General features: G+C 66.0%; 25 protein-coding genes. 14 read left to right on the top strand and 11 right to left on the bottom strand.

The features are described 5' to 3' along the window. Positions 1 to 5 precede the first annotated feature (5 nt). Positions 6 to 482 (bottom strand): hypothetical protein, encoded by a 477-nt coding sequence (locus tag FHS31_RS11255; RefSeq protein WP_167073539.1) that lies wholly within the window; start codon positions 480 to 482, stop codon positions 6 to 8. Positions 483 to 613: 131 nt separating this feature from the next. On the opposite strand from FHS31_RS11255, the gene FHS31_RS11250 reads away from it, so the two are divergent. Further along, positions 614 to 1,288: a hypothetical protein gene (locus tag FHS31_RS11250; RefSeq protein ID WP_167073537.1), complete on the top strand. Its 675-nt coding sequence runs from the start codon at positions 614 to 616 to the stop codon at positions 1,286 to 1,288. Positions 1,289 to 1,416: 128 nt separating this feature from the next. On the opposite strand, the gene FHS31_RS11245 is transcribed toward FHS31_RS11250, so the two are convergent. Next, the gene (locus FHS31_RS11245) at positions 1,417 to 2,250 is read right to left on the bottom strand and encodes an RcnB family protein (protein WP_208408678.1); all 834 of its coding nucleotides are present in this window, start codon (positions 2,248 to 2,250) and stop codon (positions 1,417 to 1,419) included. A 105-nt stretch (positions 2,251 to 2,355) separates the two neighbouring features. Continuing rightward, positions 2,356 to 2,904, bottom strand: a complete 549-nt coding sequence (locus tag FHS31_RS11240; protein WP_167073535.1) for a 2Fe-2S iron-sulfur cluster-binding protein — start codon at positions 2,902 to 2,904, stop codon at positions 2,356 to 2,358. Between the two features lie 179 nt (positions 2,905 to 3,083). On the opposite strand from FHS31_RS11240, the gene rpsU reads away from it, so the two are divergent. Beyond that, positions 3,084 to 3,290 (top strand): 30S ribosomal protein S21, encoded by a 207-nt coding sequence (gene rpsU, locus FHS31_RS11235; RefSeq protein ID WP_167073533.1) that lies wholly within the window; start codon positions 3,084 to 3,086, stop codon positions 3,288 to 3,290. Positions 3,291 to 3,302: 12 nt separating this feature from the next. Beyond that, entirely contained in the window at positions 3,303 to 3,848 is a 546-nt protein-coding gene (locus FHS31_RS11230; protein WP_167073531.1) for an FKBP-type peptidyl-prolyl cis-trans isomerase, read from the top strand. A gap of 162 nt (positions 3,849 to 4,010) precedes the next feature. On the opposite strand, the gene FHS31_RS11225 is transcribed toward FHS31_RS11230, so the two are convergent. From FHS31_RS11225 to pyrE, 6 genes are all read right to left on the bottom strand, one after another. Then, positions 4,011 to 5,087: an AI-2E family transporter gene (locus tag FHS31_RS11225; RefSeq protein WP_167073529.1), complete on the bottom strand. Its 1,077-nt coding sequence runs from the start codon at positions 5,085 to 5,087 to the stop codon at positions 4,011 to 4,013. Beyond that, on the bottom strand, positions 5,084 to 5,959 hold the full coding sequence (gene lepB / locus FHS31_RS11220; RefSeq protein WP_167073527.1) for a signal peptidase I: 876 nt from the start codon (positions 5,957 to 5,959) through the stop codon (positions 5,084 to 5,086). The genes FHS31_RS11225 and lepB overlap by 4 nt, the downstream gene beginning before the upstream one ends. A gap of 4 nt (positions 5,960 to 5,963) precedes the next feature. Continuing rightward, positions 5,964 to 6,377 carry a holo-ACP synthase gene (gene acpS / locus FHS31_RS11215; protein ID WP_167073525.1) on the bottom strand — a complete coding sequence of 138 codons (414 nt, stop codon included), beginning with the start codon at positions 6,375 to 6,377 and terminating at the stop codon, positions 5,964 to 5,966. A gap of 121 nt (positions 6,378 to 6,498) precedes the next feature. Further along, positions 6,499 to 7,227 carry a pyridoxine 5'-phosphate synthase gene (locus FHS31_RS11210; RefSeq protein WP_167073523.1) on the bottom strand — a complete coding sequence of 243 codons (729 nt, stop codon included), beginning with the start codon at positions 7,225 to 7,227 and terminating at the stop codon, positions 6,499 to 6,501. Beyond that, positions 7,224 to 8,198 carry a serine hydrolase domain-containing protein gene (locus tag FHS31_RS11205; protein WP_167073521.1) on the bottom strand — a complete coding sequence of 325 codons (975 nt, stop codon included), beginning with the start codon at positions 8,196 to 8,198 and terminating at the stop codon, positions 7,224 to 7,226. Before FHS31_RS11205 ends, FHS31_RS11210 begins: the two co-directional genes overlap by 4 nt. Further along, positions 8,195 to 8,779 carry an orotate phosphoribosyltransferase gene (gene pyrE / locus FHS31_RS11200; RefSeq protein WP_167073519.1) on the bottom strand — a complete coding sequence of 195 codons (585 nt, stop codon included), beginning with the start codon at positions 8,777 to 8,779 and terminating at the stop codon, positions 8,195 to 8,197. The genes FHS31_RS11205 and pyrE overlap by 4 nt, the downstream gene beginning before the upstream one ends. Before the next feature lie 182 nt (positions 8,780 to 8,961). Between pyrE and coxB the strand changes: the two genes are divergently transcribed. From coxB to FHS31_RS11185, 3 genes are all read left to right on the top strand, one after another. Further along, positions 8,962 to 10,062, top strand: a complete 1,101-nt coding sequence (coxB, locus tag FHS31_RS11195; protein WP_341786343.1) for a cytochrome c oxidase subunit II — start codon at positions 8,962 to 8,964, stop codon at positions 10,060 to 10,062. Positions 10,063 to 10,074: 12 nt separating this feature from the next. Continuing rightward, positions 10,075 to 11,751 carry a cytochrome c oxidase subunit I gene (ctaD, locus tag FHS31_RS11190; RefSeq protein WP_167073517.1) on the top strand — a complete coding sequence of 559 codons (1,677 nt, stop codon included), beginning with the start codon at positions 10,075 to 10,077 and terminating at the stop codon, positions 11,749 to 11,751. A gap of 85 nt (positions 11,752 to 11,836) precedes the next feature. Further along, a complete protein-coding gene (locus tag FHS31_RS11185; protein ID WP_167073515.1) occupies positions 11,837 to 12,727 on the top strand; it encodes a bestrophin family protein in 891 nt (296 codons plus the stop codon). A gap of 8 nt (positions 12,728 to 12,735) precedes the next feature. Here the strand turns inward: FHS31_RS11185 and FHS31_RS11180 are convergent, their stop codons facing one another. Both FHS31_RS11180 and FHS31_RS16440 read right to left on the bottom strand, forming a co-directional pair. Then, positions 12,736 to 13,341, bottom strand: coding sequence for a TIGR02466 family protein (locus FHS31_RS11180; RefSeq protein WP_167073513.1), 606 nt, complete (start codon positions 13,339 to 13,341; stop codon positions 12,736 to 12,738). Between the two features lie 61 nt (positions 13,342 to 13,402). Next, complete coding sequence (locus FHS31_RS16440; RefSeq protein WP_243843419.1) at positions 13,403 to 14,389, bottom strand: PEPxxWA-CTERM sorting domain-containing protein; 987 nt, start codon at positions 14,387 to 14,389, stop codon at positions 13,403 to 13,405. Positions 14,390 to 14,539: 150 nt separating this feature from the next. Here FHS31_RS16440 and FHS31_RS11170 point away from each other — a divergent pair, with 150 nt between their 5' ends. The 8 genes from FHS31_RS11170 to FHS31_RS11140 all read left to right on the top strand — a co-directional run bounded on the left by FHS31_RS11170 (position 14,540) and on the right by FHS31_RS11140 (position 21,479). Continuing rightward, positions 14,540 to 15,445 (top strand): heme o synthase, encoded by a 906-nt coding sequence (locus FHS31_RS11170; RefSeq protein ID WP_243843418.1) that lies wholly within the window; start codon positions 14,540 to 14,542, stop codon positions 15,443 to 15,445. Further along, complete coding sequence (locus FHS31_RS16615; RefSeq protein ID WP_279587899.1) at positions 15,442 to 15,564, top strand: hypothetical protein; 123 nt, start codon at positions 15,442 to 15,444, stop codon at positions 15,562 to 15,564. Before FHS31_RS11170 ends, FHS31_RS16615 begins: the two co-directional genes overlap by 4 nt. Beyond that, a complete protein-coding gene (locus tag FHS31_RS11165) occupies positions 15,564 to 16,127 on the top strand; it encodes a cytochrome c oxidase assembly protein (protein ID WP_167073509.1) in 564 nt (187 codons plus the stop codon). Before FHS31_RS16615 ends, FHS31_RS11165 begins: the two co-directional genes overlap by 1 nt. Before the next feature lie 34 nt (positions 16,128 to 16,161). Next, positions 16,162 to 16,980, top strand: coding sequence for a cytochrome c oxidase subunit 3 (locus FHS31_RS11160; RefSeq protein WP_167073507.1), 819 nt, complete (start codon positions 16,162 to 16,164; stop codon positions 16,978 to 16,980). A gap of 91 nt (positions 16,981 to 17,071) precedes the next feature. After that, a complete protein-coding gene (locus tag FHS31_RS11155) occupies positions 17,072 to 17,698 on the top strand; it encodes an SURF1 family protein (RefSeq protein ID WP_167073505.1) in 627 nt (208 codons plus the stop codon). Between the two features lie 133 nt (positions 17,699 to 17,831). Further along, positions 17,832 to 19,229, top strand: coding sequence for a threonine synthase (thrC, locus tag FHS31_RS11150; protein WP_167073503.1), 1,398 nt, complete (start codon positions 17,832 to 17,834; stop codon positions 19,227 to 19,229). Then, entirely contained in the window at positions 19,226 to 20,455 is a 1,230-nt protein-coding gene (locus FHS31_RS11145) for an insulinase family protein (protein WP_167073501.1), read from the top strand. Before thrC ends, FHS31_RS11145 begins: the two co-directional genes overlap by 4 nt. Positions 20,456 to 20,612: 157 nt before the next feature. Then, positions 20,613 to 21,479: a class I SAM-dependent methyltransferase gene (locus FHS31_RS11140; protein ID WP_167073499.1), complete on the top strand. Its 867-nt coding sequence runs from the start codon at positions 20,613 to 20,615 to the stop codon at positions 21,477 to 21,479. Positions 21,480 to 21,496 lie beyond the last annotated feature (17 nt).

Below are 21,496 nucleotides of genomic sequence, written 5' to 3'. Positions count from 1 at the left end.
TGGGTTTATGATTTTAGCTTCGTCCCCAAAGCCGCGATCGCGGCGGTCTCCTGATCCTCCAGCGCCTGCACCTGTGCCGCCGCCGCATCGATCGCAGTGCGGTTGGCGGGAGTTGCATTGGCGGGATCGGTGCGGAGCGCATCGACGTCGGCCTCGATTCCCTGCAGCGGCCCGCGGCCGGTATCCAGCGCGCTCAAGTCCTGCTGGGCCGCGGTCCAGGTCTCGCTGACCGGCGCGGTGTTGGCGGCGCGGTCGATCGCTGCGGTCGTTTTAGCCTGCGCAGCCGTGAAAGCCGCATGCGCCGCCAGCGCCTGATCGAGCAGGGCCTTGAGCTTGGCCGCCAGCGCGGGATCGAGCGTCGATGCCGGCTCGCTCGCCGCATCGGGCAACGGCACCGGCTGCTTTTCATAATCGCGCTGGGCGAGGCTGGGCGCTTCGATCGTGCCGCCGATACAGCCGCTCAGCGCCAGGAGCGCGAGCATCGGGAGAAGGCCAAGACGGGTCATCGCCGCCGCTGATAGCCGAGTGTGGACGATCGCGCACTATCCGGGCACGCGCCGAAATGGATCGATTCCGCCGCCCGGTGCTTTGGTCTTCCGAACAAGGAGAATATATGCGTTTCGAGCCTCTGGTGTGCGTGATCGCCGCCGCTGCGATCATGTCACCCGTGCAGGCGGTAACGCCCCGCGACCTGCTGACCCAAGCCGCGTTCCAGGCCACCGATAAAAGGCAGGCATTGGCGCTGGTTACGCAGGCGGTCGATCAATCGCAGGCGATCCTCGCCACGCGGCCCAATGATCACGAGGGTCTGCTCCAGAATGCGATGAGCATCGGCTATCGCGCGACGCTCACCAAGAAGCCCGCCGATGCCAAAAGCTCGCGCAAGATGTTCGAAAGCCTGGTCGCCTCCAATCCGCGCGATCCCGAATTTCAGCTCGCGATCGGCGGCTGGCACCTCGATTGCGTCGCGGCGGGCTTCCTTGCGACGACGGTGCTCGGTTGCAACAAGGATCTCGGCCTCGATGGGATCGGCAAGGCGGTCAGCTACGGCGGCAATCGCGCTTTCTTCAAGGGCATGGCGGCGATGATGCGCATCCGTCTCGATCGCGACGCTGTGGCCGCATCGCTGGCGCTCGCGCAGGCCGCTGCCGCGGCGCCGACTCCCACCGCTCTCGATCGTATCGCCAAGCATGATGCCGAACTGATGCTGGTGCCGCTGCGCGCCGGCGATGGCAAAGCCGCGTCCGCGCTGGCAAAGAAGCTCCTGCCCTTCGGCCGTCTCGGCTAGAGTTTTCGAAGCAAAAACGACCCGGACGATTGCTCGCCCGGGCCGCCTGGTACGTTACGCTACGTACACCTCGTAAACTGCTGCGCCCGGCGGCCGGCTGGGGGGTAGGCCGCCGGGCCCCCGCCTCCTCACCAGAAGAAGTCGGGGATTTCGTCGACCACCGCGCCGCTGCGCAGATCGATCAGCAGCACGTCGTTATAGTAGCGGACCCAGCGATAGGGGCCGTCGACGGGCGGCAGGCGATAGGCCCAGGGATCGGCGATCCAATATTGCGAGCCGAACAGGAAGGGCGGCAGGCGGAAGCCGATATCGAAGCGGCGATAGCCATAGGCCCAGCCGCGCGGCGCGACATAGCGGGGCCCGCGAAACAGGCTGCGGTTCTGATCGCGGTAGCCGCGCCAGTCATACCGGCGATCCTGCCGCCAATCGGCGCCTCGCCAATTGCCCTGCGATCGCTGATAGCCACCATCGGGACGGCCATAGCCGGGCCGGCCATAATCGCCGGGGCGTCCATCACCCGGGCGGCCGTTCCAGCCGGGCGCATAGCCGTTGGGGCGGTCACCCGCGCCTGGCGGCGGGCCGCGGCGATCGTCGTTGCCACGGCGGTCGTCATAAGCGCGGCGATCACCATAAGCCTGCCCGCGAACGTCGGGGTTGGCGCCCGGCTGTTGGCCTGGGGCGTAACGGCCATAAGGGCGGCCGGCCTGAGCAGCTTGCTGCGGCGCGGGCTGGCGCTGCACCTCCTGGCTGCGCACGGTCGGGGCCGGGGGTGGGGCTTGAGGGGCCGGCGGTGCGGCGGGTGCGCCGCGGTCGGGCCGCTGGCCGCCATCGGGACGGGGGCCGCGATCGCCGCGGTCGCCGCGATGCTCGCGCTGATCCTGCGGCACGTCCTGCGCAAAAGCGAGGGCGGGAATGCCGGCCGTGAAGGCGGCGGCGAGCAGTGCGGTACGGAAACTCTTCATGGCATCCAGGCTCCACTTTGCCGGGCCCTACGCGCCGGCATTGCAGCTCATCTGCCCGAGTCGCACTGACGGATCGCTGAAGCTGTTAGTCAGCCAATCGAAAGCTTATCGCGATGGCTTTGGCGGGCTGAGCGCGGGCACCGCAGCGGCGGCATCGGCCGGTTTGATGCCGGGCGGCGGTGCGGCGGTGATCGCATCGCCGCCCGCCTGCATCTCCGCCGCGCGCTGGATGGCCCGGCGGATGCGCGGGTAGGTGCCGCAGCGGCAGAGGTTGGTGATGCCCGCGTCGATCTCGTCGTCGGTAGGGCGCGGCTTGTGCGCGAGCAGCGCGGCGGCGGCCATGATCATGCCGGACATGCAATAGCCGCATTGCGGCACCTGCTCGGCCACCCACGCCTGTTGCACGGGATGGCTGCGGTCGTCGCTCAGGCCTTCGATCGTGGTGACGAAGCTTCCCTCGATCGCGCCGATCGTGATTTGGCATGACCGATGGGCAACGCCATCGACATGCACGGTGCAGGCGCCGCACTGCCCCAGCCCGCAACCATATTTGGTGCCGGTGAGATTCGAGGCATCGCGCAGCGCCCATAGCAGGGGCGTCGCCGGGTCCATCTTATAGTGGACGGGATTGCCGTTGACGGTGAAGCGGGTCACGGCGCCGTGCCTAGCCAGCCGGCCGGCTTATGGAAAGCCGCAGCTTTTCGGGCCCCGCAGGGTTGTAGAATCGCTGCCCCGCTGGTAGGGGCGCCGCTTCCCGACACAGGTCTGCCTGTGGCGTAGCCTTTTTATTGCCGGCCGATGGACGCATCGGCCGTGCCGGAGACAAGAGTTTTATGCAGATCATCGTTCGTGATAACAATGTCGATCAGGCCCTGCGCGCGCTCAAGAAGAAGCTGCAGCGCGAGGGCGTTTATCGCGAAATGAAGCTGCGCCGCCATTACGAGAAGCCGTCGGAGAAGCGGGCGCGCGAGCGTGCCGCCGCCGTCCGCCGCGCCCGTAAGCTGGAGCGCAAGCGTGTCGAGCGCGATCAGGCCCGGTAAGACCAGCCCCGAATGTCGCAAATCACCGCCGTCCCGCTCCGCCCGGTGGGCAAGAGCGGCATCATTGCGCTGTGGGCGGGTGTCGCCCTGCTGATCGTCGCGGGGATCGGCGGGTCCTATGCCGCCTCACAAAAGGCGGTGATGACCGCGATGCCGCCCGAGCAGTTCCTGGCCGCGAACGGCAAGCATGCCGGGGTCAAGACGACCCCAACCGGCGTCGAATATGAAGTGCTCAAGAAGGGCACCGGCCCGACGCCGACGCTCTCCGATGTCGCGCAGGTCGAATATGTCGGCAAGTTGCTCAACGGTACTACGTTCGATGCCAGCAAGGCGCCGGTCGCGATGCCGATCGGCCAGGTCGTCCCCGGCTTCGCCGAGGCGCTGACGCTGATGCCGCGCGGCTCCAAGTATCGCGTCTGGATCCCGCCGCAGCTCGCTTATGGCGATCGCGAAGTCGGCCCGATCCCGGCCAATTCGGTGCTGGTGTTCGATATCACCATGCGTGATTTCATGGCGATGCCGCAGGGCGTGCCCCAGGGAATGCCGACCGGTCAGTGACCTTCTAGCCCTCTCCCGCAAGCGGGAGCGGGTTGGGTGAGGGTCTTCTTTCTTCTCTTGCATTGAGTGCTGAGCGAGGCTTCGCCTTGCCCCTCACCCTCCCACAAATCTTGCTTCGCGTGATTTGCGGGCCCCTCCCTCTCCCGCTTGCGGGAGAGGGGTTCAGCCCTCGGCCTTGGCTTCCTCGGCACTGATCTCGCTCTTCTGCTCCAGCAGCACCTTGATCATCGCCACGATCGGGTCCGCGAGCGCCAGCCCCAGAATCCCGAGCAAGGCGCCCAGCAATAGCTGGCAGCCCAGCACCAGCGCGGGCGGCAGATCGACCGAGCGGCGCGCCACGGTCGGCACGATGACGTAGCCGTCAAAGGTCTGCACCGAGACATAGACGATGATCGCGCCGATCCCGGTGTTGAACCCCGCCGAAAAGCCGACCAGCACGATCAGGCAGCCCGATACGATCGATCCGATATTGGGCAGGAAGGCGAGAATGCCGGTGAGGATGCCGAGCAGCGGCGCCATCGGCACGCCGACCAGCAACAGCGCGATCGTGACGAACACGCCCTCCACCGCCATGCCGAGCAGCCGCCCGGCCATCAGGCGGCGCAGCGTGAAGCCCATGCGTTCGCTGGTCTGGTAGAAATTGTCGCGATGCTCGATCGGCAGGATCCAGGCGAAGCCGCGCTCGTAGAGCCGGGGCTCCATCGCGATGAACAGGCCGAGCACGACGATCATCGCCAGGCTGGAGAGCGCGCCCAGCGCCGATCCCAGCACCGCCGTCACCTTGCCGAACGATCCCATCAATTGCTGGCCGATGGCGCCGACGCCGGTGCCCGCGGGCAGCAGGCCCTTGGCGTGTAGCCAGGCCATGATCCGTGTGATCTGGCCGCTGATCGTCTGCTGCAGCGCCTGCGCCTGCCCCGCGAATTGCGCGCCCGCAAGCAGGACGAAACCGACGATGAAGCAGGTCACCAGTACCGCGACGATCGCCAGCCGGAACCCGCGCCGGATCGGCAATATCTTGCCCAGCAGCCGTGTGCCGCCATCCAGCATCGCCGCGAACACCACGCCGCCGAAGATCAGCAGCAGCGGCTGCGCCAGCGCGTAGAGCAGCACCACCGCCACCGCGACACCCGCCCAGACAACTGCCTTCTTGAGCTCCCGCCCCGTCAGCGGATCGGCATTATCCGATGGTCCGGGCTGTTCCGGCCCGCTTTCGGTCGTCGGATCGCCCTGCCTCACTTTGTGGGGTGCGATGGATGGAGATCGATGCCCGCGCGGCCATGGCGCAGCGCCGTGATCCAGCTCAGCGGATTCCAGAGCTGCGTCGAGCCATCATAGGAGAAGGTGATGAAATCGGCGCGGCCGCCGATATTCTCCCAGGGGATCGGTCCGCCCAGGCCCTGCTGCCACGCCTCATACCGGCTGTCGGCGCTCTCGTCGCGATTGTCGCCCATCACGAACACCTGATTGGGGCCGACCGTGATAGGCCCGTAATCGTCGCCGGTGCCGGGCTGATAGCCGAAATCGACCGTGTCATAGCTGCGGCCGTTGGGCAAAGTTTCATGGAAGATCGGCAGCTCGCAATAGCTCTTGCCATCGGCTTCGGTCACCTTGTGCTCGCTCTCCAACGGCGAGGCGCAGGGGATATTGTCGTCGATCGGCAGCTTGAGCATGCCCTTGGCAACGCGCGGCACGATCTGGCCATTGATCGAGAGGATGCCGCGATTGACCTCGATCACATCACCGGGCAGCCCGATGACGCGCTTGATATAGTCGCTATTCTCCATCGGCGGCTTCAGGATCACGATATCGCCGCGCTCGGGCATCCGCCCGAACAGGCGCCCCTTGATGAACGGGAAGACATGGAAGCTGGGGCTGACGTAGGACCAGCCATAGGGATATTTGGTCACGATCAGCCGATCGCCCTTGATCAGCGTCGGCATCATCGATTCGGAGGGAATGTAAAAGGGCTTGGCGACGAAGCTCCACACCGCCAGCACGCCCAGCACCAGCCAGAAGATGCCCTTGAGCTCGGCCCACCAGTCGGTCTTCTTCGGCTCGGCCTTGGCCGGCGTGATCGCCGGGGCGACGAGATCGGGCGTATCGCTCAAAATTCTATTCCTGTGCTTCGAGCCTGCGGGCCTCGAGAATGACGAACGCCTGCGCCCATGGATGATCGTCCGTGAGCGTCAAGTGAATGTGGATCGCGTGGCCCGGGGGCGTCAATGCGTCAAGCTTGGCCTTCGCTCCGCCGGTGACGATCAGCGTCGGCTTGCCGGAGGGGAGATTGGCAACGCCGATGTCCTTCATGAACACGCCGCTGGAAAATCCTGTCCCCACCGCCTTGCTGAACGCCTCCTTCGCCGCGAACCGTTTCGCCAGCGTTCCGGCCTTAGTATGCGGGCGCTTTGCCGCCTTGGCCTTTTCGATCGAGGTGAAACAGCGATCGATGAACCGCTCGCCAAAACGATCGAGCGACGACTGGATCCGCTCGATGTTGCAGAGGTCCGAGCCCAGCCCGACGATCATGCCAAATCCTCCCCGGCACGGGGAGGGGGACCGCCGAAGGGGGCTCTCCACCAGCGCCGCACCCGGACGAGAGCCCCCTCCGTCAGGCCTACGGCCTGCCACCTTTTCGTGCCGGGGAGGATCATCGCGCCGCGTCCATCAGCTCGCGCATCCGCCGCACGCTCGCCTCCAGCCCAACGAAGATCGCCTCGCCGATCAGGAAATGGCCGATATTGAGTTCGGCGAGCTGCGGGATCGCCGCGATGGGCGCGACATTGTCATAGGTCAGGCCATGGCCCGCATGCGGCTCGATTCCGTTCTTGGCGGCAAGCGCAGCGGCATCGGCGATGCGGCGGAGCTGTTCGGCCTGCGCCTCCCCCTCGGCATGGGCGTAGGCCCCGGTGTGGAATTCGACTACGGGCGCGCCGAGCTGCAGCGCCGCCTCGATCTGGCGCGGATCGGGCTCGATGAACAGGCTGACGCGGATGCCTGCATCCGAAAGCCGCGCGATCAGCGGCTTGAGGCGATTGTGCTGGCCCTCGGCATCGAGCCCGCCTTCGGTGGTCACCTCTTCGCGCCGTTCGGGCACGATGCAGGCGGCGTGGGGATGATGCTGGAGCGCGATCGCCACCATCTCCTCGGTCGCCGCCATCTCCAGATTGAGGGGCAGCGCGATGCCGCCGATCAGATGCGCGATATCGGCATCCATGATGTGGCGACGATCCTCGCGCAGATGCGCGGTGATGCCGTCCGCGCCTGCGGCCTGCGCGATCTGCGCGGCGCGCAAGGGATCGGGGGTCGGCCCGCCGCGCGCGTTGCGCACGGTGGCGACATGATCGATGTTCACGCCGAGGCGAAGCTTGCCGGTCATCCGCAGGCCACCGCCGAAAGCAGATCGTAGGCGAAGCCCTTGCCCTGCCAGATCTCGCCGATCGGGAAATCGTCCGAGCTGCGGTTGGTGAACACCACCACCACCAGATCGTCATCGGGCAGGATATAATTGCGCGTCTGCACCCCGCCGATCTCGCCATCGCGCTGCACGATGCGCTTGGGCGCGGCACAGCCCTTGAGCTGGCCGGGAAACACCCACTGGCCGACCGCCTGATAGCTGCGGCCGCCTTCGGACTTCCAAAGCTCGGCCAGGCCGGCGGCATCGATCGTGCGGTGCGTCATCAGGCCGCGGTCGAAGGCGAACACGGCCTTTGCCGTGCCCATCAATCCGCCGGCCGCGCCGAAGCTCGCGAGTTCGTAATGCGGCTCGGGCTTGCCGCCGACATAGCCCGGCACCCCCATTTCGCCGGATTTCGCCATGGCCATCCCCGCCGGCCAGCGCCGTCCCTGATCCTTACTCCCGCCCAACAGTTTCGATGCGATCAGATAATCGCAATTGTTATAGCTGAAGGGAGAGCCGGGGGCCGCCGGTTTGCTGAAGCAATAAGGATAATTCGGCGTGGCCGCCTTATAGAAAGCGGGAACGCCGTCGGCGCCCGCCCGTGTCTCGTCGGGATTGGCCAGGCCGCTATGATGCTGGAGCAATTGGCGCGCCGTCAAAGCGCCGAGCGCGTCTTGATGGAGCACCGGCCCAAGCGGCGCGTCGAGCGCGATCCCGCCCGCGCGGGCCTTCCGGATCAGCATCGCCGCGGTAATCTGTTTGGTGATCGAGGCCAGCCGCCAGCGCGCGCCGGCGCGGTGGCGTGCGGGGCCGCCGGGCGCGATCGTGCCATAGCCCTTGTCGATCAGCACCGCATCGCCCTTGGCCACCAGCACTTCGCCCGCCAGGCCGGCGCGTGTCGCCACCGCGTCGATCTGCGCGGCGGTCAGGGCGAGCGCGGCGACGATCATGGCTTTGCCCTGCTGCCCGGTTTGATCGCGGGAATCGCTGCCAGCTCCGGCGGCAGCGCGTCAGCCGCATAGGTCGGCACGTCCAGCCGAATCAGCTGGAAAAAGGGGACGCCGAGATCGGCGGTGCCGTTGGAGCGATCGACCAGCGCGGCGGCGGCGATAACCTTGCCGCCCGCCTCTTCCACCGCCTTGATCGCCTCGCGCGATGAAAGCCCCGTGGTGACGACATCCTCCATCAGCAGCACCGGCGTGCCGGGCTCCAGCGCGAATCCGCGCCGCAGTTCGAAGGTGCCGGTCGGCCGCTCGACGAACATCGCGTCGATGCCCAAAGCGCGGCCCATCTCATGTCCGCAGATCACGCCGCCCATCGCCGGCGAGACCACTGCCTTGAGGCCCTGCTTCAGATCATTGGGCAGGCGCCCCGCCAGCGCCTCGGCCAGCCGCGAGGCGCGGCGCGGGTTCATCAGCACACGCGCGCATTGCAGGTAACGCGGGCTGCGCAGCCCGGATGAGAGGATGAAATGCCCCTCCAGCAGCGCGTCCGCCGCGCGGAATTCGGCCAAAACCTCGTCTTCGGTCATGGGCCCGCCCTCCGTTCGCCGCTTCGTCACCAAAAGCCGCGATAGACGGGCGGTCAGCCCCCTTCAACAGCTTGCATTTCCGGACGATCCGGTGTTGAGACGGCCCGAACCGCTGGCGGGCCGTGCCTGGACCGCCTGTGCTTGCCCAACGCCAGGGGCGCCCATTCGGGGGAAAGACGAGAGTGCTCAAGACGATCCGGGGTCTTACAATCGCCGCCGCGGCCTTGGCCGGTCTGTGCGGAGCGATCCCCGCCACCGCCCAGACTTCGGCGCCCACGGCTTCCGCCGCCGCGACGGATGCGCCGGCCACCAACGCCGCGCCCCTTGCCGCCAAGGCGCCGGACATCGTCCATGTCGCGCCCACGCCCGGCATCGGCATGCCGACCGACAAGATCTCGATTCAGCCGCAGGAAACTGCGATCGGCAAGGAGGCGGTGTGGTTTCACAACACGATCCTCGTACCGATGATGGCGATCATCTCGCTGCTCGTGCTGGTGCTGCTGATCTGGGTGATCATCCGCTATCGCGCCGCGCGCAACCCAACGCCCTCGCGCACACACCACAACACGCTGATCGAGGTGATCTGGACGCTGGCGCCGGTGCTGGTGCTGATCTGCATCGCGGTGCCCTCGATCCGGCTGATCGCGCATCAGTATGACACGCCCAAGGCGGATCTCACCGTCAAGGTGATCGGCAATCAATGGTATTGGACCTATCAGTATCCCGATAACGGCGATTTCGAGGTCGTCTCGAACATGCTGCCCGAGCAGAAGGATGCCGCCAAGGGCAAGCAGTTCCGTACCGACAAGGACGGCCCCCGCCTGCTCGCGGTCGATGAGCGGATGGTGGTGCCCGTGGGCGCGGTGGTGAAGATCATCACCACGTCGAACGACGTGATCCACTCGTTCGCACTGCCCGCCGCCTGGACCAAGATGGACGCCGTTCCCGGCCGCCTCAACGAAACCTGGTTCAAGATCGATCGCCCCGGTGTCTATTTCGGCCAATGTTCGGAACTGTGCGGCGCGCGCCACGGCTTCATGCCGATCGCGGTGGAAGTCGTCTCCAAGGCCGATTTCGTGAAATGGGTCGCGTTCAAGGGCGGCACCATGCCCGGCCCCGGCGGCGCCAAAAATCCCGACGCGACGAGCGACGCCTCGCCGGCCGTCGCCGGTTCGGGCAAGCCCGAGCCGACCAACGCGGGCGGCCTGACCGATACCGGCCCGACCGTGAACGCCACCGCCGCGCCCGCCAAAACCTCTCAGCCTGCCGTTGCGCAGAACTAAGGCTCAGACCCAATGACCGATATCGCCGCCCATCCCAGCCATTTCGAGGCGCACGGCCATGATGACCATCATCATGATGCCGATCACAAACCCGCCTTCTTCGCGCGCTGGTTCATGTCCACCAATCACAAGGACATCGGCACGCTCTATCTGATCTTCGCGATCATCGCCGGCATCATCGGCGGCACGATCTCGGGCATGATGCGGATGGAGCTTGCCGAGCCGGGCATCCAGTATCTCGGCAAATGGTATGAATTCCTACACGGGCCGGGCACCGTCGATCAGGCCTATCATCTGTGGAACGTGCTGATCACCGCGCACGGCCTGATCATGGTCTTCTTCATGGTCATGCCGGCGATGATCGGCGGCTTTGGTAACTGGTTCGTGCCGATCATGATCGGCGCGCCGGACATGGCCTTTCCGCGCATGAACAACATCAGCTTCTGGCTGCTGGTGCCGAGTTTCTCGCTGCTGCTGGGCTCCACATTCGTCTCGGGCGGCACTGCCGATGGCGCGGGCACGGGCTGGACGGTCTATGCGCCGCTCTCGACGAGCGGTTCGCCTGGGCCTGCCGTCGATATGGCGATCCTGTCGCTCCATCTGGCGGGCGCGAGCTCGATCCTCGGCGCGATCAACTTCATCACCACCATTCTCAACATGCGCGCGCCGGGTATGACGCTGCATAAGATGCCGCTGTTCGCCTGGTCGGTGCTGGTCACCGCCTTCCTGCTGCTGCTGGCGCTGCCGGTGCTCGCCGCGGCGATCACCATGCTGCTGACGGACCGCAACTTCGGCACGACCTTCTTCGATGCCAGCGGCGGCGGCGATCCGATCCTCTACCAGCATCTGTTCTGGTTCTTCGGTCACCCCGAGGTGTATATCATGATCCTGCCGGGCTTCGGCATGGTCAGCCACATCATCTCGACCTTCTCGAAGAAGCCGATCTTCGGCTATCTCGGCATGGCCTATGCGATGGTGGCGATCGGCGTGGTCGGCTTCATCGTGTGGGCGCACCACATGTTCACCACCGGCCTTTCGGTGAACACCAAGATGTATTTCACCGCCGCGACGATGGTGATCGCGGTGCCGACCGGCATCAAGATCTTCTCGTGGATCGCGACGATGTGGGAAGGCTCGCTCTCCTTCAAGACGCCGATGCTGTGGGCGATCGGCTTCATCTTCATGTTCACCGTCGGCGGCGTGACGGGCGTGCTGCTCGCCAACGGCGGCATCGATACCTATTTCCAGGACGATTATTACGTGGTGGCGCACTTCCACTATGTGCTGTCGCTGGGCGCGGTCTTCTCGCTGTTCGCGGGCTTCTATTACTGGTTCCCGAAGATGTCGGGCCGGATGTACAACGAATGGCTGGGCGTCGCGCACTTCTGGATCTTCTTCATCGGCGTGAACGTGCTGTTCTTCCCGATGCACTTCCTGGGCATGCAGGGCATGCCGCGCCGCTACCCCGATTATCCGGACGCCTTCGCGCACTGGAACCGGATCGCGACCGACGGCTATATGATCATGGCGTTCAGCATGCTGATCTTCTTCGTCAACGTGCTCTACAGCCTGTTCGCCGGCCCCAAGGCCCCCGACAATCCCTGGGGCGAAGGCGCGACGACGCTGGAATGGACGCTGTCGAGCCCGCCGCCGTACCACCAGTTCGAGCAACTGCCCCGGATCGACTGATCCGGCCAATACCGAATAGCGGCGTGGCTGCATCGGCAGCCGCGCCGTTTTCATGTGACCGAACTCTTATGCTATTCGGCTCCGCATGATCATCGAACGAAGGCCGCGCTTGCGTCAGATCGTCAGCGATGTCTGGCTGACCCTGCTCCTGCTGTTCTTCTGGGATGTTGCGGTCACCGTTTTTTATTTTGCGCTGCCGTTCAAGGCGCCGGCTCTTCCGCTCACCCTCTTCGGCACGGCGCTGGCGCTCGTTCTCGGCGTCCGGGATAATTCGGCCTATCAGCGGTGGTGGGAAGGACGCATCCTCTGGGGCGCGATGATCAACGCTTCTCGCAGCCTGGCTCGCCAGACGCTGGCGTTTCTCGATGGCGACGATTCCAACCGGATCGATCTCTCCCGTACCCTTGTGTTGCGCCAGATCGCCTATGTCCATGCATTGCGGTGCAGCCTGCGGCGGCAGCCCGCCGACGCCGAGGTGCTGCGCTTCCTTTCCGCGCACGAAGCGGATGAAGGGTTGTCGCGCACCAATATCGCCAACGGACTGCTGGATGGCAGCGCGCGCCGTATCGCCGCCGCTGAACGGGAAGGATTGATCGACAGCATTCAGCAGGTCCGGCTCGAATCGACCTTGGTCGATATCACCAATGCGCAGGGGGGCATGGAGCGGCTGAAGAACACACCGCTGCCCAACGGCTACCGCTTTTTCCCGGAGCTGTTCACGCGGCTGTTCTGTCTCCTGCTGCCGATCGGCCTCGTCGAAACGCTGGGCAGCGCGACGCCGGCGGGATCCACCATCGCCGGGCTGATGTTCCTTACCATCCTGCGCATCGCCGACGATCTGGTTGATCCCTTCGCCAACGGCCCCCACGATGTGCCGCTTTCGGCGATGTGTCGCACCATCGAGATCGATCTGCTCCAGGCGCTCGGTGATCCCGCTCCCGAGCCATTGCAGCCGGTGCGGGGCGTACTTTGGTAAGCCAATAGCTAGCGGTAATTGAAGCTGATGCTGATCCGCTCGCTTTTCGCGCGGCCTGCCGGCACCTCATGCCGCAGCCAGCTTTCCCATAGGAAGACGCTGCCCGGCTGCGGCTCGACCGTGACGAAGGTCCGCGCATCCTCGGGCGCATCGGTGCGGCGCAGCGGGGCGGCCATCATCAGGGGCAGGCGCGGGTCTTCGAGTTTCAAGCCTGCCGCGCCTTCGGGCACGCGGACATAGACCGTGCCGGAGACGATGCTGTGCGGGTGGATGTGGCCGCTGTGGTGGCCGCCCGCGCCCTTCATCACATTGACCCACAGGCTATCCAGCTTGGGCTTCCTACCGCCGAGGTCGAGGAAGGCCTCGGCGGCGAAGCAGCGGACGTGCTTGTCGAGCAGGCGGCGGAGATCGTCGAACACCGGGTTGCGGATCGGCAGATCGTTGAGCGACGCATAAGAGGTGTAGCCCGGATAGGCATGCGCCTTGCACCAGGCGCGCCCCGCCCGATCCTCCCGCGCCAGATCGAGCGCCGCCGCCTCCAGATCGGCGAGCAAAGCGGGATCGCCGAGATCGCCTTCGTAGAAGCGGGTGGCGAAGAGGCTGCGCGTGGTCATCCCCCACTCGGACCACAGCCGCCGCCCCACTTCAAGCCGGGCTCAAGCACCCAAGCGGCGCTCAAGCCGGGACGGCGATCCTCCGCCCGCGCCGCAGCATCCCGCCGAGCAGTCCGAAGCCCGCCGCCATCATCGCCCAGCTCGCCGGCTCGGGCACCTCGCCCAGCGGCGCGTCCTGACCGGCGACGCTGTAGGTGATGCTGCCGTCCGGCAGGTTGGAGATCGCCTGGTTGAACGCATCCGAGAAGGTGATCGTCGGATCGATCATCGCATAGGCCGATCCTTCATAGCCCGGCGTTAGATAGGCACCGGCGCCGATCGCGATCTGGCTGTAGAAATCGTGCGCGTCGCCGCCTTCGAACGTATCGCCCGCGACCCAGATCATCGGGATCTGATAGCTGCTGTCGCCGCAGCCGGCCTGCGCCGCATCGGGATAATTGGCGCAATAGAAGTTCAGCTGATTTCCGTTCAGCCCGAAGCCCGTGAAGACGTCAGCCTGTGCCTGGCCATAGCCGGTATAGGAAAGCGTCAGATTGCCCGATGCGGTGGTGAGGTGCGAATCCTGCGCGAGCAGCGCGTTCAGCGTCGCCATCGCGCTATCGTCGGTATGGAGCTTGAATACATAGCTGATCGCCGCGCTGAGGCCGGTGTCGCCGAAAATGGTCTTCTGCGCCGTGACCGTGACCCTGGGATCGCCCCCGCCCGGCAAGACGAATCCGAACGAGACCCCCGAATCGGCGTTGCCGAAGCTGGTCGTCCCGGTCACTGCCTGGTGCGGGGCGCTATCGTCGTTGGTGAAATCGGCCCAATAGGGCGCGCCGTTGGCCGATCCGATGACGCCATAATTGCCATATTGGCTGTCGTTGCCGGTGTCATGATAGTTGAACGCGCCGTTCACGGTCAGCGGCTCTGGCAACGCCGGCTTCTGCGACGTGCAGTTTGGATTGTTTTCGGGGCAGCCGCCCCCGATCGGTGTCGGATCGGCCTTTGCGGCCGGCGCGACGAACATAACGGCGCCGAGCAGCGCCGCCCCGAAAATCAGCTTCATGTTTGTTCCCCCAGAAACAACAGGCCGCTCTGTTAGCAAAGGCCTGATCCGAAAGCAAAATCGGGAGATTGCGGCCTGGACGCGGCGGCGATCGATCGCCGATTCCCCGGCTTCCCTCAATCGCCCTGACCGCCTATGGGCGGCGCGATCATGTCCAGCCTAACCGTCGCCCAGCCGCTCCCCGCCGAATGGCGGGATTTCCTCGCCTTGACCAAGCCGCGGGTGATGACGCTCGTCGTCTTCACCGGCCTGTGCGGAATGCTGGCGGCGCCGGTGCATATCCATCCCGTGATCGGCTTCACCGCGATCCTGTGCATCGCGCTGGGGGCGGGGGCGTGTGGTGCGCTCAACATGTGGTATGAGGCCGATCTCGATGCGCAGATGAAGCGCACCGCGCGGCGGCCGCTGCCCGCCGGGCGGATGGACCGGCAGGCCGCGCTGCACTTCGGCGTCGGGCTCGGCGTTTTTTCGGTGCTGCTGATGGGGCTGGCGGTGAATCTGCTTTCGGCGGCGATCCTTGCCGCATCGATCCTGTTCTACGTCGTGATCTACACCGTCTGGCTGAAGCGCCGGACGCCGCAGAATATCGTCATCGGCGGCGCGGCGGGCGCCTTTCCCGCACTGATCGGCTGGGCGGCGGCGTGCGGACGCCTCGATCTGCTGCCCGTGCTGATGTTCTTCATGGTCTTCCTGTGGACGCCGCCGCACTTCTGGGCGCTCGCGCTCTTTGTCGAAACCGATTACGCCGCCGCCGGGGTGCCGATGATGCCCGTGGTGGCGGGCGCCCGGACGACGCGCATCCAGGTTTTCGCCTATGCGCTGCCGATGGCGGTGGTCGCGGTGCTGCCCTGGGGGCTCAAGCTGACCGGCGCGATATATGGCCTGACCGCGCTGATCCTGTCGCTCGTTTTCGTCGGCCTCGCCGTGCAGGTCGGCCTCAGCAAGCAGGGCGATCAGGCGCTGATGAAGCCCGAGCGCAGGCTGTTCCGTTTCTCCATCCTCTATCTCTTCGTGCTGTTCGGCGCGCTGGTCGCCGATCGGATGCTGCTCGTATGACACCGGAGTTCGAGGCTGAATATCGCCGCCGCCAGAAGGCGCGCGCCAAGGTGACCGCGCTGGCGCTGGGCGCGATGGTGATCCTGTTCTTCGCGATCGCCGTCGTGCGGATGCACTGATGGCGGCGCGCGTCCTTCATCTGCGCGGCAAGCTGCGGACCGGGATCGCGGTCGCGCTGTTCGCCGCCGCGATGGTCGGTGTCGGCTTCGCCAGCGCGCCGCTCTATCGCATGTTCTGCCAGGCGACCGGCTGGAACGGCACCGTGCAGGAACGGCTCAATGCCGTCGCCCCCGGCCCGGTGGTCGGCAAGCTGGTCAACGTGCGCTTCGATGCCAATGTGAAGCCTGGCATGGGCTGGACGTTCGAGCCCGAGGATCGCGTGAAGCGCGTTGCCGTCGGCGCGCGCGAGATGGCCTTCTTCACCGCGGTCAATGATACCGATCATACCATCACCGGATCGGCGGCGTTCAACGTCAGCCCGCTCAACGTCGGCCAATATTTCGTCAAGATCCAGTGCTTCTGCTTTACCGAGCAGACGCTGCGCCCGCACGAGCGCGTGCGGATGCCGGTGATCTTCTATGTCGATCCGGGCTTCGCCAAGGATCCGGACACCAGCGACATCAGCGAAATCACGCTTTCCTACACTTTTTACCCTGTAGCTTCGCCGAAAAGTGCAAGCTAAGGGACGCTGAAACACGACCGAGACGGGGACCAACATGGCCGGTGCCAAGAGCCACGATTATCACATTCTTCCGCCGAGCCCCTGGCCGTTGCTGGGCGCCTTCGCGGGGCTGTTCTTCGCGGCGGGCGCCATCATGTACATGCACTCCGCCCCTTACGGCGGCTTCGCCTGGGCGTTCGGCGTGCTCTGCGTGCTGGCGGTGATGGCCGGCTGGTGGGGCCAGGTGATCAAGGAAGCGCATGCCGGCGATCATACGCCGGTGGTCAGCCTGCACCTGCGCTACGGCATGATCCTGTTCATCGCGTCCGAAGTGATGTTCTTCGTTGGCTGGTTCTGGGCCTTCTTCGATTTCTCGCTCTTCCCCTCCACCGTCGATGCGGTCGGCGGCGTCTGGCCGCCGAAGGGGATCGAGGTGATCAATCCCTTCGCCTTCCCGCTGCTCAACACGCTGATCCTGCTCTGCTCGGGCACCACCGTCACCTGGGCGCACCACGCGCTGCTGCACGGCGATCGCAAGGGCATGATCCAGGGCCTGTGGTGCACGATCCTGCTCGGCCTGACCTTCACCGGCATCCAGGGCTGGGAATATGCCCATGCGCCCTTCGCCTTCAAAGGCCTGAACTATGGCGCCGCCTTCTTCATGGCGACGGGCTTCCACGGCTTCCACGTGCTGGTCGGAACGATCTTCCTGATCGTCAACCTGGTCCGCGCCTATAAGGGCGAGTTCACGCCCCGCCAGCATTTCGGCTTCGAAGCGGCGGCCTGGTACTGGCACTTCGTCGATGTGGTGTGGCTGTTCCTGTTCGCCACCATCTATGTCTGGGGCGGCTGGGGCGCGCCGATCCACGGCTGATGGTACGAACCTAGATCCGTTCATGTCGAGCGAAGTCGAGACACGTCCCTCGACTTCGCTCGGGACGGGCGGTGATGGAGCGGCAAGGCGCATGAAGCTCCCCATCCTCCCTACGATCGTCGTCGCGCTCGCCGCGTTATTGATGGTGCGGCTGGGCTTCTGGCAGCTGCACCGCCTCCACGAGAAGGAGGCACTGATCGCGCTCTACGGCGCCAATCTCCACCAGCCTCCCGTGCCCTATCTGTCGCTCTGGCCGATCGGCGAGGACAAGCTCTTTCGCCGCGCCACCGCCTCCTGCCCGATCGTCAAGAGCTGGAAGGCCGAATCGGGGCGCACCGCGCGTGACGTTCCCGGATGGCGACATATTGCGCTGTGCGGGACGGGGGCGGAGGGGCCGGGGCTCGCGGTGGATGTCGGCACCTCGCAGACCGCCGCCGCGCCCGATTGGAAAGGTGGCGCGGTCTCCGGCCGGATCACATGGGCGCCCACCGGCCAGGCACTGATCGTGCGCCTGTTCGGGCAGGAGGCGGCGCCCTCGCCGATGATCGTCGCCGAAGCGCCCGCGCCGGGCCTTCAGCCCACCGCTCAGCCCGATCCTTCCGCGATCCCCAACAATCACCTCAGCTACGCGGTGCAATGGTTCTTCTTCGCCGCGACCGCGGTGGTGATCTATCTCCTCGCGCTACGGCGGCGAAGGCGCTCCGTTATCAAGCCTTGATCGTCATGCCGGACGTGTTCCGGCATCCACCCATCCGTTCAGCTCCGGAGCTTGTTGTTGGGTGGACCCCGGAACAAGTCCGGGGTGACGGGATGGGGATTGGCGAACGGGTCGTGAACCGCTAACCGGCGCCATGCTTTATCGCAGCACCAGGGGCGGGGGCGAACCGCTTGATTTCGAACGTGTCACGCTCGCGGGCCTTGCGCCCGATGGCGGTCTCTATGTGCCCGAAAGCTGGCCGAGCCTTTCGCGCGAGGCGATCGCGGCGCTGCGCGGGCTTTCCTATGTCGATACCGCCGTCGCGGTGATGGCGCCCTTCGTGGAAGGTGTGCTCTCCCGCGAAGAACTGAAAGGGCTTTGCACCGCCGCCTACGGCCGCTTCAGCCACGCCGCAGTCACGCCGCTCGCGCAGGTCGATGAACGCCATTGGCTGCTCGAACTGTTCCACGGCCCGACACTGGCCTTCAAGGATGTCGCGCTGCAGCTCGTCGGGCTGTTGTTCGAGCGGTTCCTCGCCAACCGCGACACCCACCTCACCGTGATCGGCGCCACCTCGGGCGATACCGGCTCGGCCGCGATCGATGCGCTGGCGGGGCGCGCCAAGGTCGATATCTTCATGCTGCACCCGGCCGGCCGCGTTTCGGAGGTGCAACGCCGCCAGATGACTACGGTGCTGGCGCCCAACGTCCACAATATCGCGATCGAGGGCAGCTTCGATGATGCGCAGGCGCTGGTGAAGGCGATGTTCGCAGATCAGAGCTTCGCGGGCCGGTTCAGCCTCTCGGCGGTCAATTCGATCAACTGGGCGCGGCTGATGGCGCAGGTCGTCTATTATTTCTATGCTGCCGTCCGCCTCGGAGCGCCCGAGCGCGAAGTCGCTTTCTCGGTGCCGACCGGTAATTTCGGAGACGTGTTCGCGGGCTATGTCGCGGCGAAGATGGGTCTGCCGATCGCCCGGCTGATCGTCGCCACCAACGTCAACGATATTCTCCACCGCGCGCTTTCCGCCGGCGATTATTCGGTCGGCACGGTGACGCCCACCGCCGCGCCCTCGATGGATATTCAGGTCTCTTCCAATTTCGAGCGGCTGTTGTTCGATCTCCACGGCCGCGACGGCGCGGCGCTCAAACAGACGATGACGGGATTCGAGGCGACCAAGACGATGGCGATCGGTGCCAATATGCGCGCCGGGATCGCCGATCTCTTGACCAGCGCCCGCATCGATCCCGACGGGATGGCGCTGGCGATGCGCGAGGCGTGGCAGGGTTCGGGCCAGCTGATCGATCCCCACACTGCGATCGCGCTTGCCGCCGCGAAGAGCGCTGACGTGCCCGCCGATGTGCCGATCGTCACGCTCGCCACCGCGCACCCGGCCAAATTCCCCGACGCGGTGGAACGCGCCACCGGCCAGCGTCCGCCGCTGCCCGGCCGCGTCGGCGATCTGTTCGCGCGAGCCGAGCGCTATGACACGCTGCCCGCCACGCTTGAGGTGATCGAAGCCTATATCGCCGAGCGGGCCGTACCGGCGTGACCGCCAACGTCCATCGCCTTGCTAACGGCCTGACCGTCGCGGTGGAGCCGATGGCGGGGGTCGAAACCTGCGCGGTCGGGCTTTACGCCGCCGTCGGCGCGCGATCGGAACCCGAAGGCCTCGCCGGGCTCGCCCACATGGTCGAGCATATGGTGTTCAAGGGCGCGGGCGCCCGCAACGCGCGCCAGATCGCCGAGCATATCGAGGACAAGGGCGGATCGCTCAACGCCTGGACGACGCGCGATCATACCGCCTTCCAGGCGCGTCTACTCGCCGATGATCTCGCGCTCGGGCTCGATGTGATCGCGGATCTGATCCGTGCCCCGCATTTCGACGCCGATGAGCTGGAGCGCGAGAAGAATGTCGTGCTCGCCGAACTGGGCGAGGCGCGTGATACGCCGGACGACATCATCTTCGATCATCTCCAGGCGACGGCTTACGCCGGCCAGCAGCTCGGCGAGCCGGTGCTGGGTCACGAGCCGACGATCAAGGCGATCGACGTGACCGCGCTCAAGGGTTGGATTGCGGACCAATACCGCCCGGAGGGCCTAGTGATCGCGGCGGCGGGCAAGGTCGATGCGGAGGCTTTGCTCGCGCAGGTCGAGGCGCGTTTCGGCGATATGGCGGCGGGCGCTGCGCCTGCCTATGCCTCCGCCAGCTTTGCGCCGGGCGCGCACCATGATCTGCGCCGCTTCGACCAGCTGCATCTCGCGCTGGCGTTTGAGGGGCTGGGCCACAGTGATCCGGACGTCCATGCTTTGTCGCTGTTCTCGTCGGCGGCGGGCGGGGGCATGTCCTCGCGGCTGTTCCAGGAGCTGCGCGAGGAACGCGGCCTGGCTTATTCGATCTATTCATGGGCGCAGCCCTTCGCCGAGACCGGGCTGTTCGGCGTCTATTGCGCGGCCGCGCGCACCGATGGCGGCGCCGCGCTCAAGCTGATCCGCGACGTGCTGGCGCGCACCGCCGACACGCTCGATCAGGCCGAACTCGATCGCGCCCGGGCGCAGGCCAAGGCGGGGCTGCTGATGGGCCTCGAATCGGTCGCCACCCGCGCCGATCATCTCGCGCGGATGCTGCAGGTCCATGGGCGGGTGCTGGTGTCTGCCGAGCTGGTGGCAGAGCTGGATGCGGTGACGGTGGCGCAGGCGCGTGCCGCCGGAGCGAAGGCGCTGGCATCGGGCGAGGCCCTCGCCACCGTGGGCGGCAAGATGAAGGCGGCGGCGTGAAAACCCTCTCCCCTCGGGGGAGAGGGTGGCCGTCGCGTAGCGACGGTCGGGAGAGGGTGAGTCGAGATCACCACTCGCCAGCGTTTTCTGTCTCACCCACCCTCACCCTCCCATCGCTGCGCGATGGGCCCCTCCCTCTCCCCCGGGGGGAGAGGGGATGAGCCTGCTCACCCTCGTCACCGAACCATGGGACGATTACGGCCTGATCGATTCCGGTCACGGGCGAAAGCTCGAACGCTTCGGCCGCTTCCGCTTCATTCGGCCCGAGCCACAGGCGATGTGGGCGCCCGCGTCGCTCTCCTGGGAAGCCGATGGCGATTTCATCCCGGCTTCGGACGAGGATGGCGGCGGCCGCTGGCAGCTCTCCCGCGATGTCTCGCGCGGCGGGTGGCATGTCCGCTGGGAGGAGCTGCGCTTCACCGCGCAGAACACCCCCTTCCGCCACCTCGCCTTTTTTCCCGACATGGCGCCGCAATGGGCGTGGATGCGCGATCGCACGGGGGAGGACGATGAGGTGCTCAACCTGTTCGGTTACACCGGCGTCGGCAGCCTCGCGCTGGCGGGCAAGGGGGCCAAGGTCACGCATGTCGATGCCAGCAAGAAATCGGTCGAGCAGGGCAAGAACAACGCCTTCCTCTCCGACATGTCCGATCGCCCGATCCGCTGGATGGTGGACGATGCGGTGAAGTTCGCGGCGCGCGAGGTGCGGCGCGAGCGGCGCTATGACGGCATATTGCTCGATCCGCCCAAATTCGGGCGCGGCCCCGACGGCGAGGTCTGGCGGCTGGAGGAGCATCTCGCCGGCTTGATCCAGCATTGTCGGCGGCTGCTCGACGAGCGATCCAAATATCTGGTGCTGACGGTCTATGCGGTGCGCATGTCGGCGCTGGCGATCGGGGCGCTGCTGGAACAGGCGCTGGGCGATCTCGGTGGGCGCGTCGAGGTCGGCGAGATGGCGGTACGCGAAGAGGCGCGCGGGCTGCTGCTGCCGACGGCGATCTTTGCGAGATGGGTGCGCGACTGAAGCCCGTGCTCCGGCGA

Source organism: Sphingomonas vulcanisoli, from assembly GCF_011761305.1.
Classification (GTDB): domain Bacteria; phylum Pseudomonadota; class Alphaproteobacteria; order Sphingomonadales; family Sphingomonadaceae; genus Sphingomonas_I; species Sphingomonas_I vulcanisoli.
This window is presented reverse-complemented; position numbering and strand designations above follow the sequence as displayed.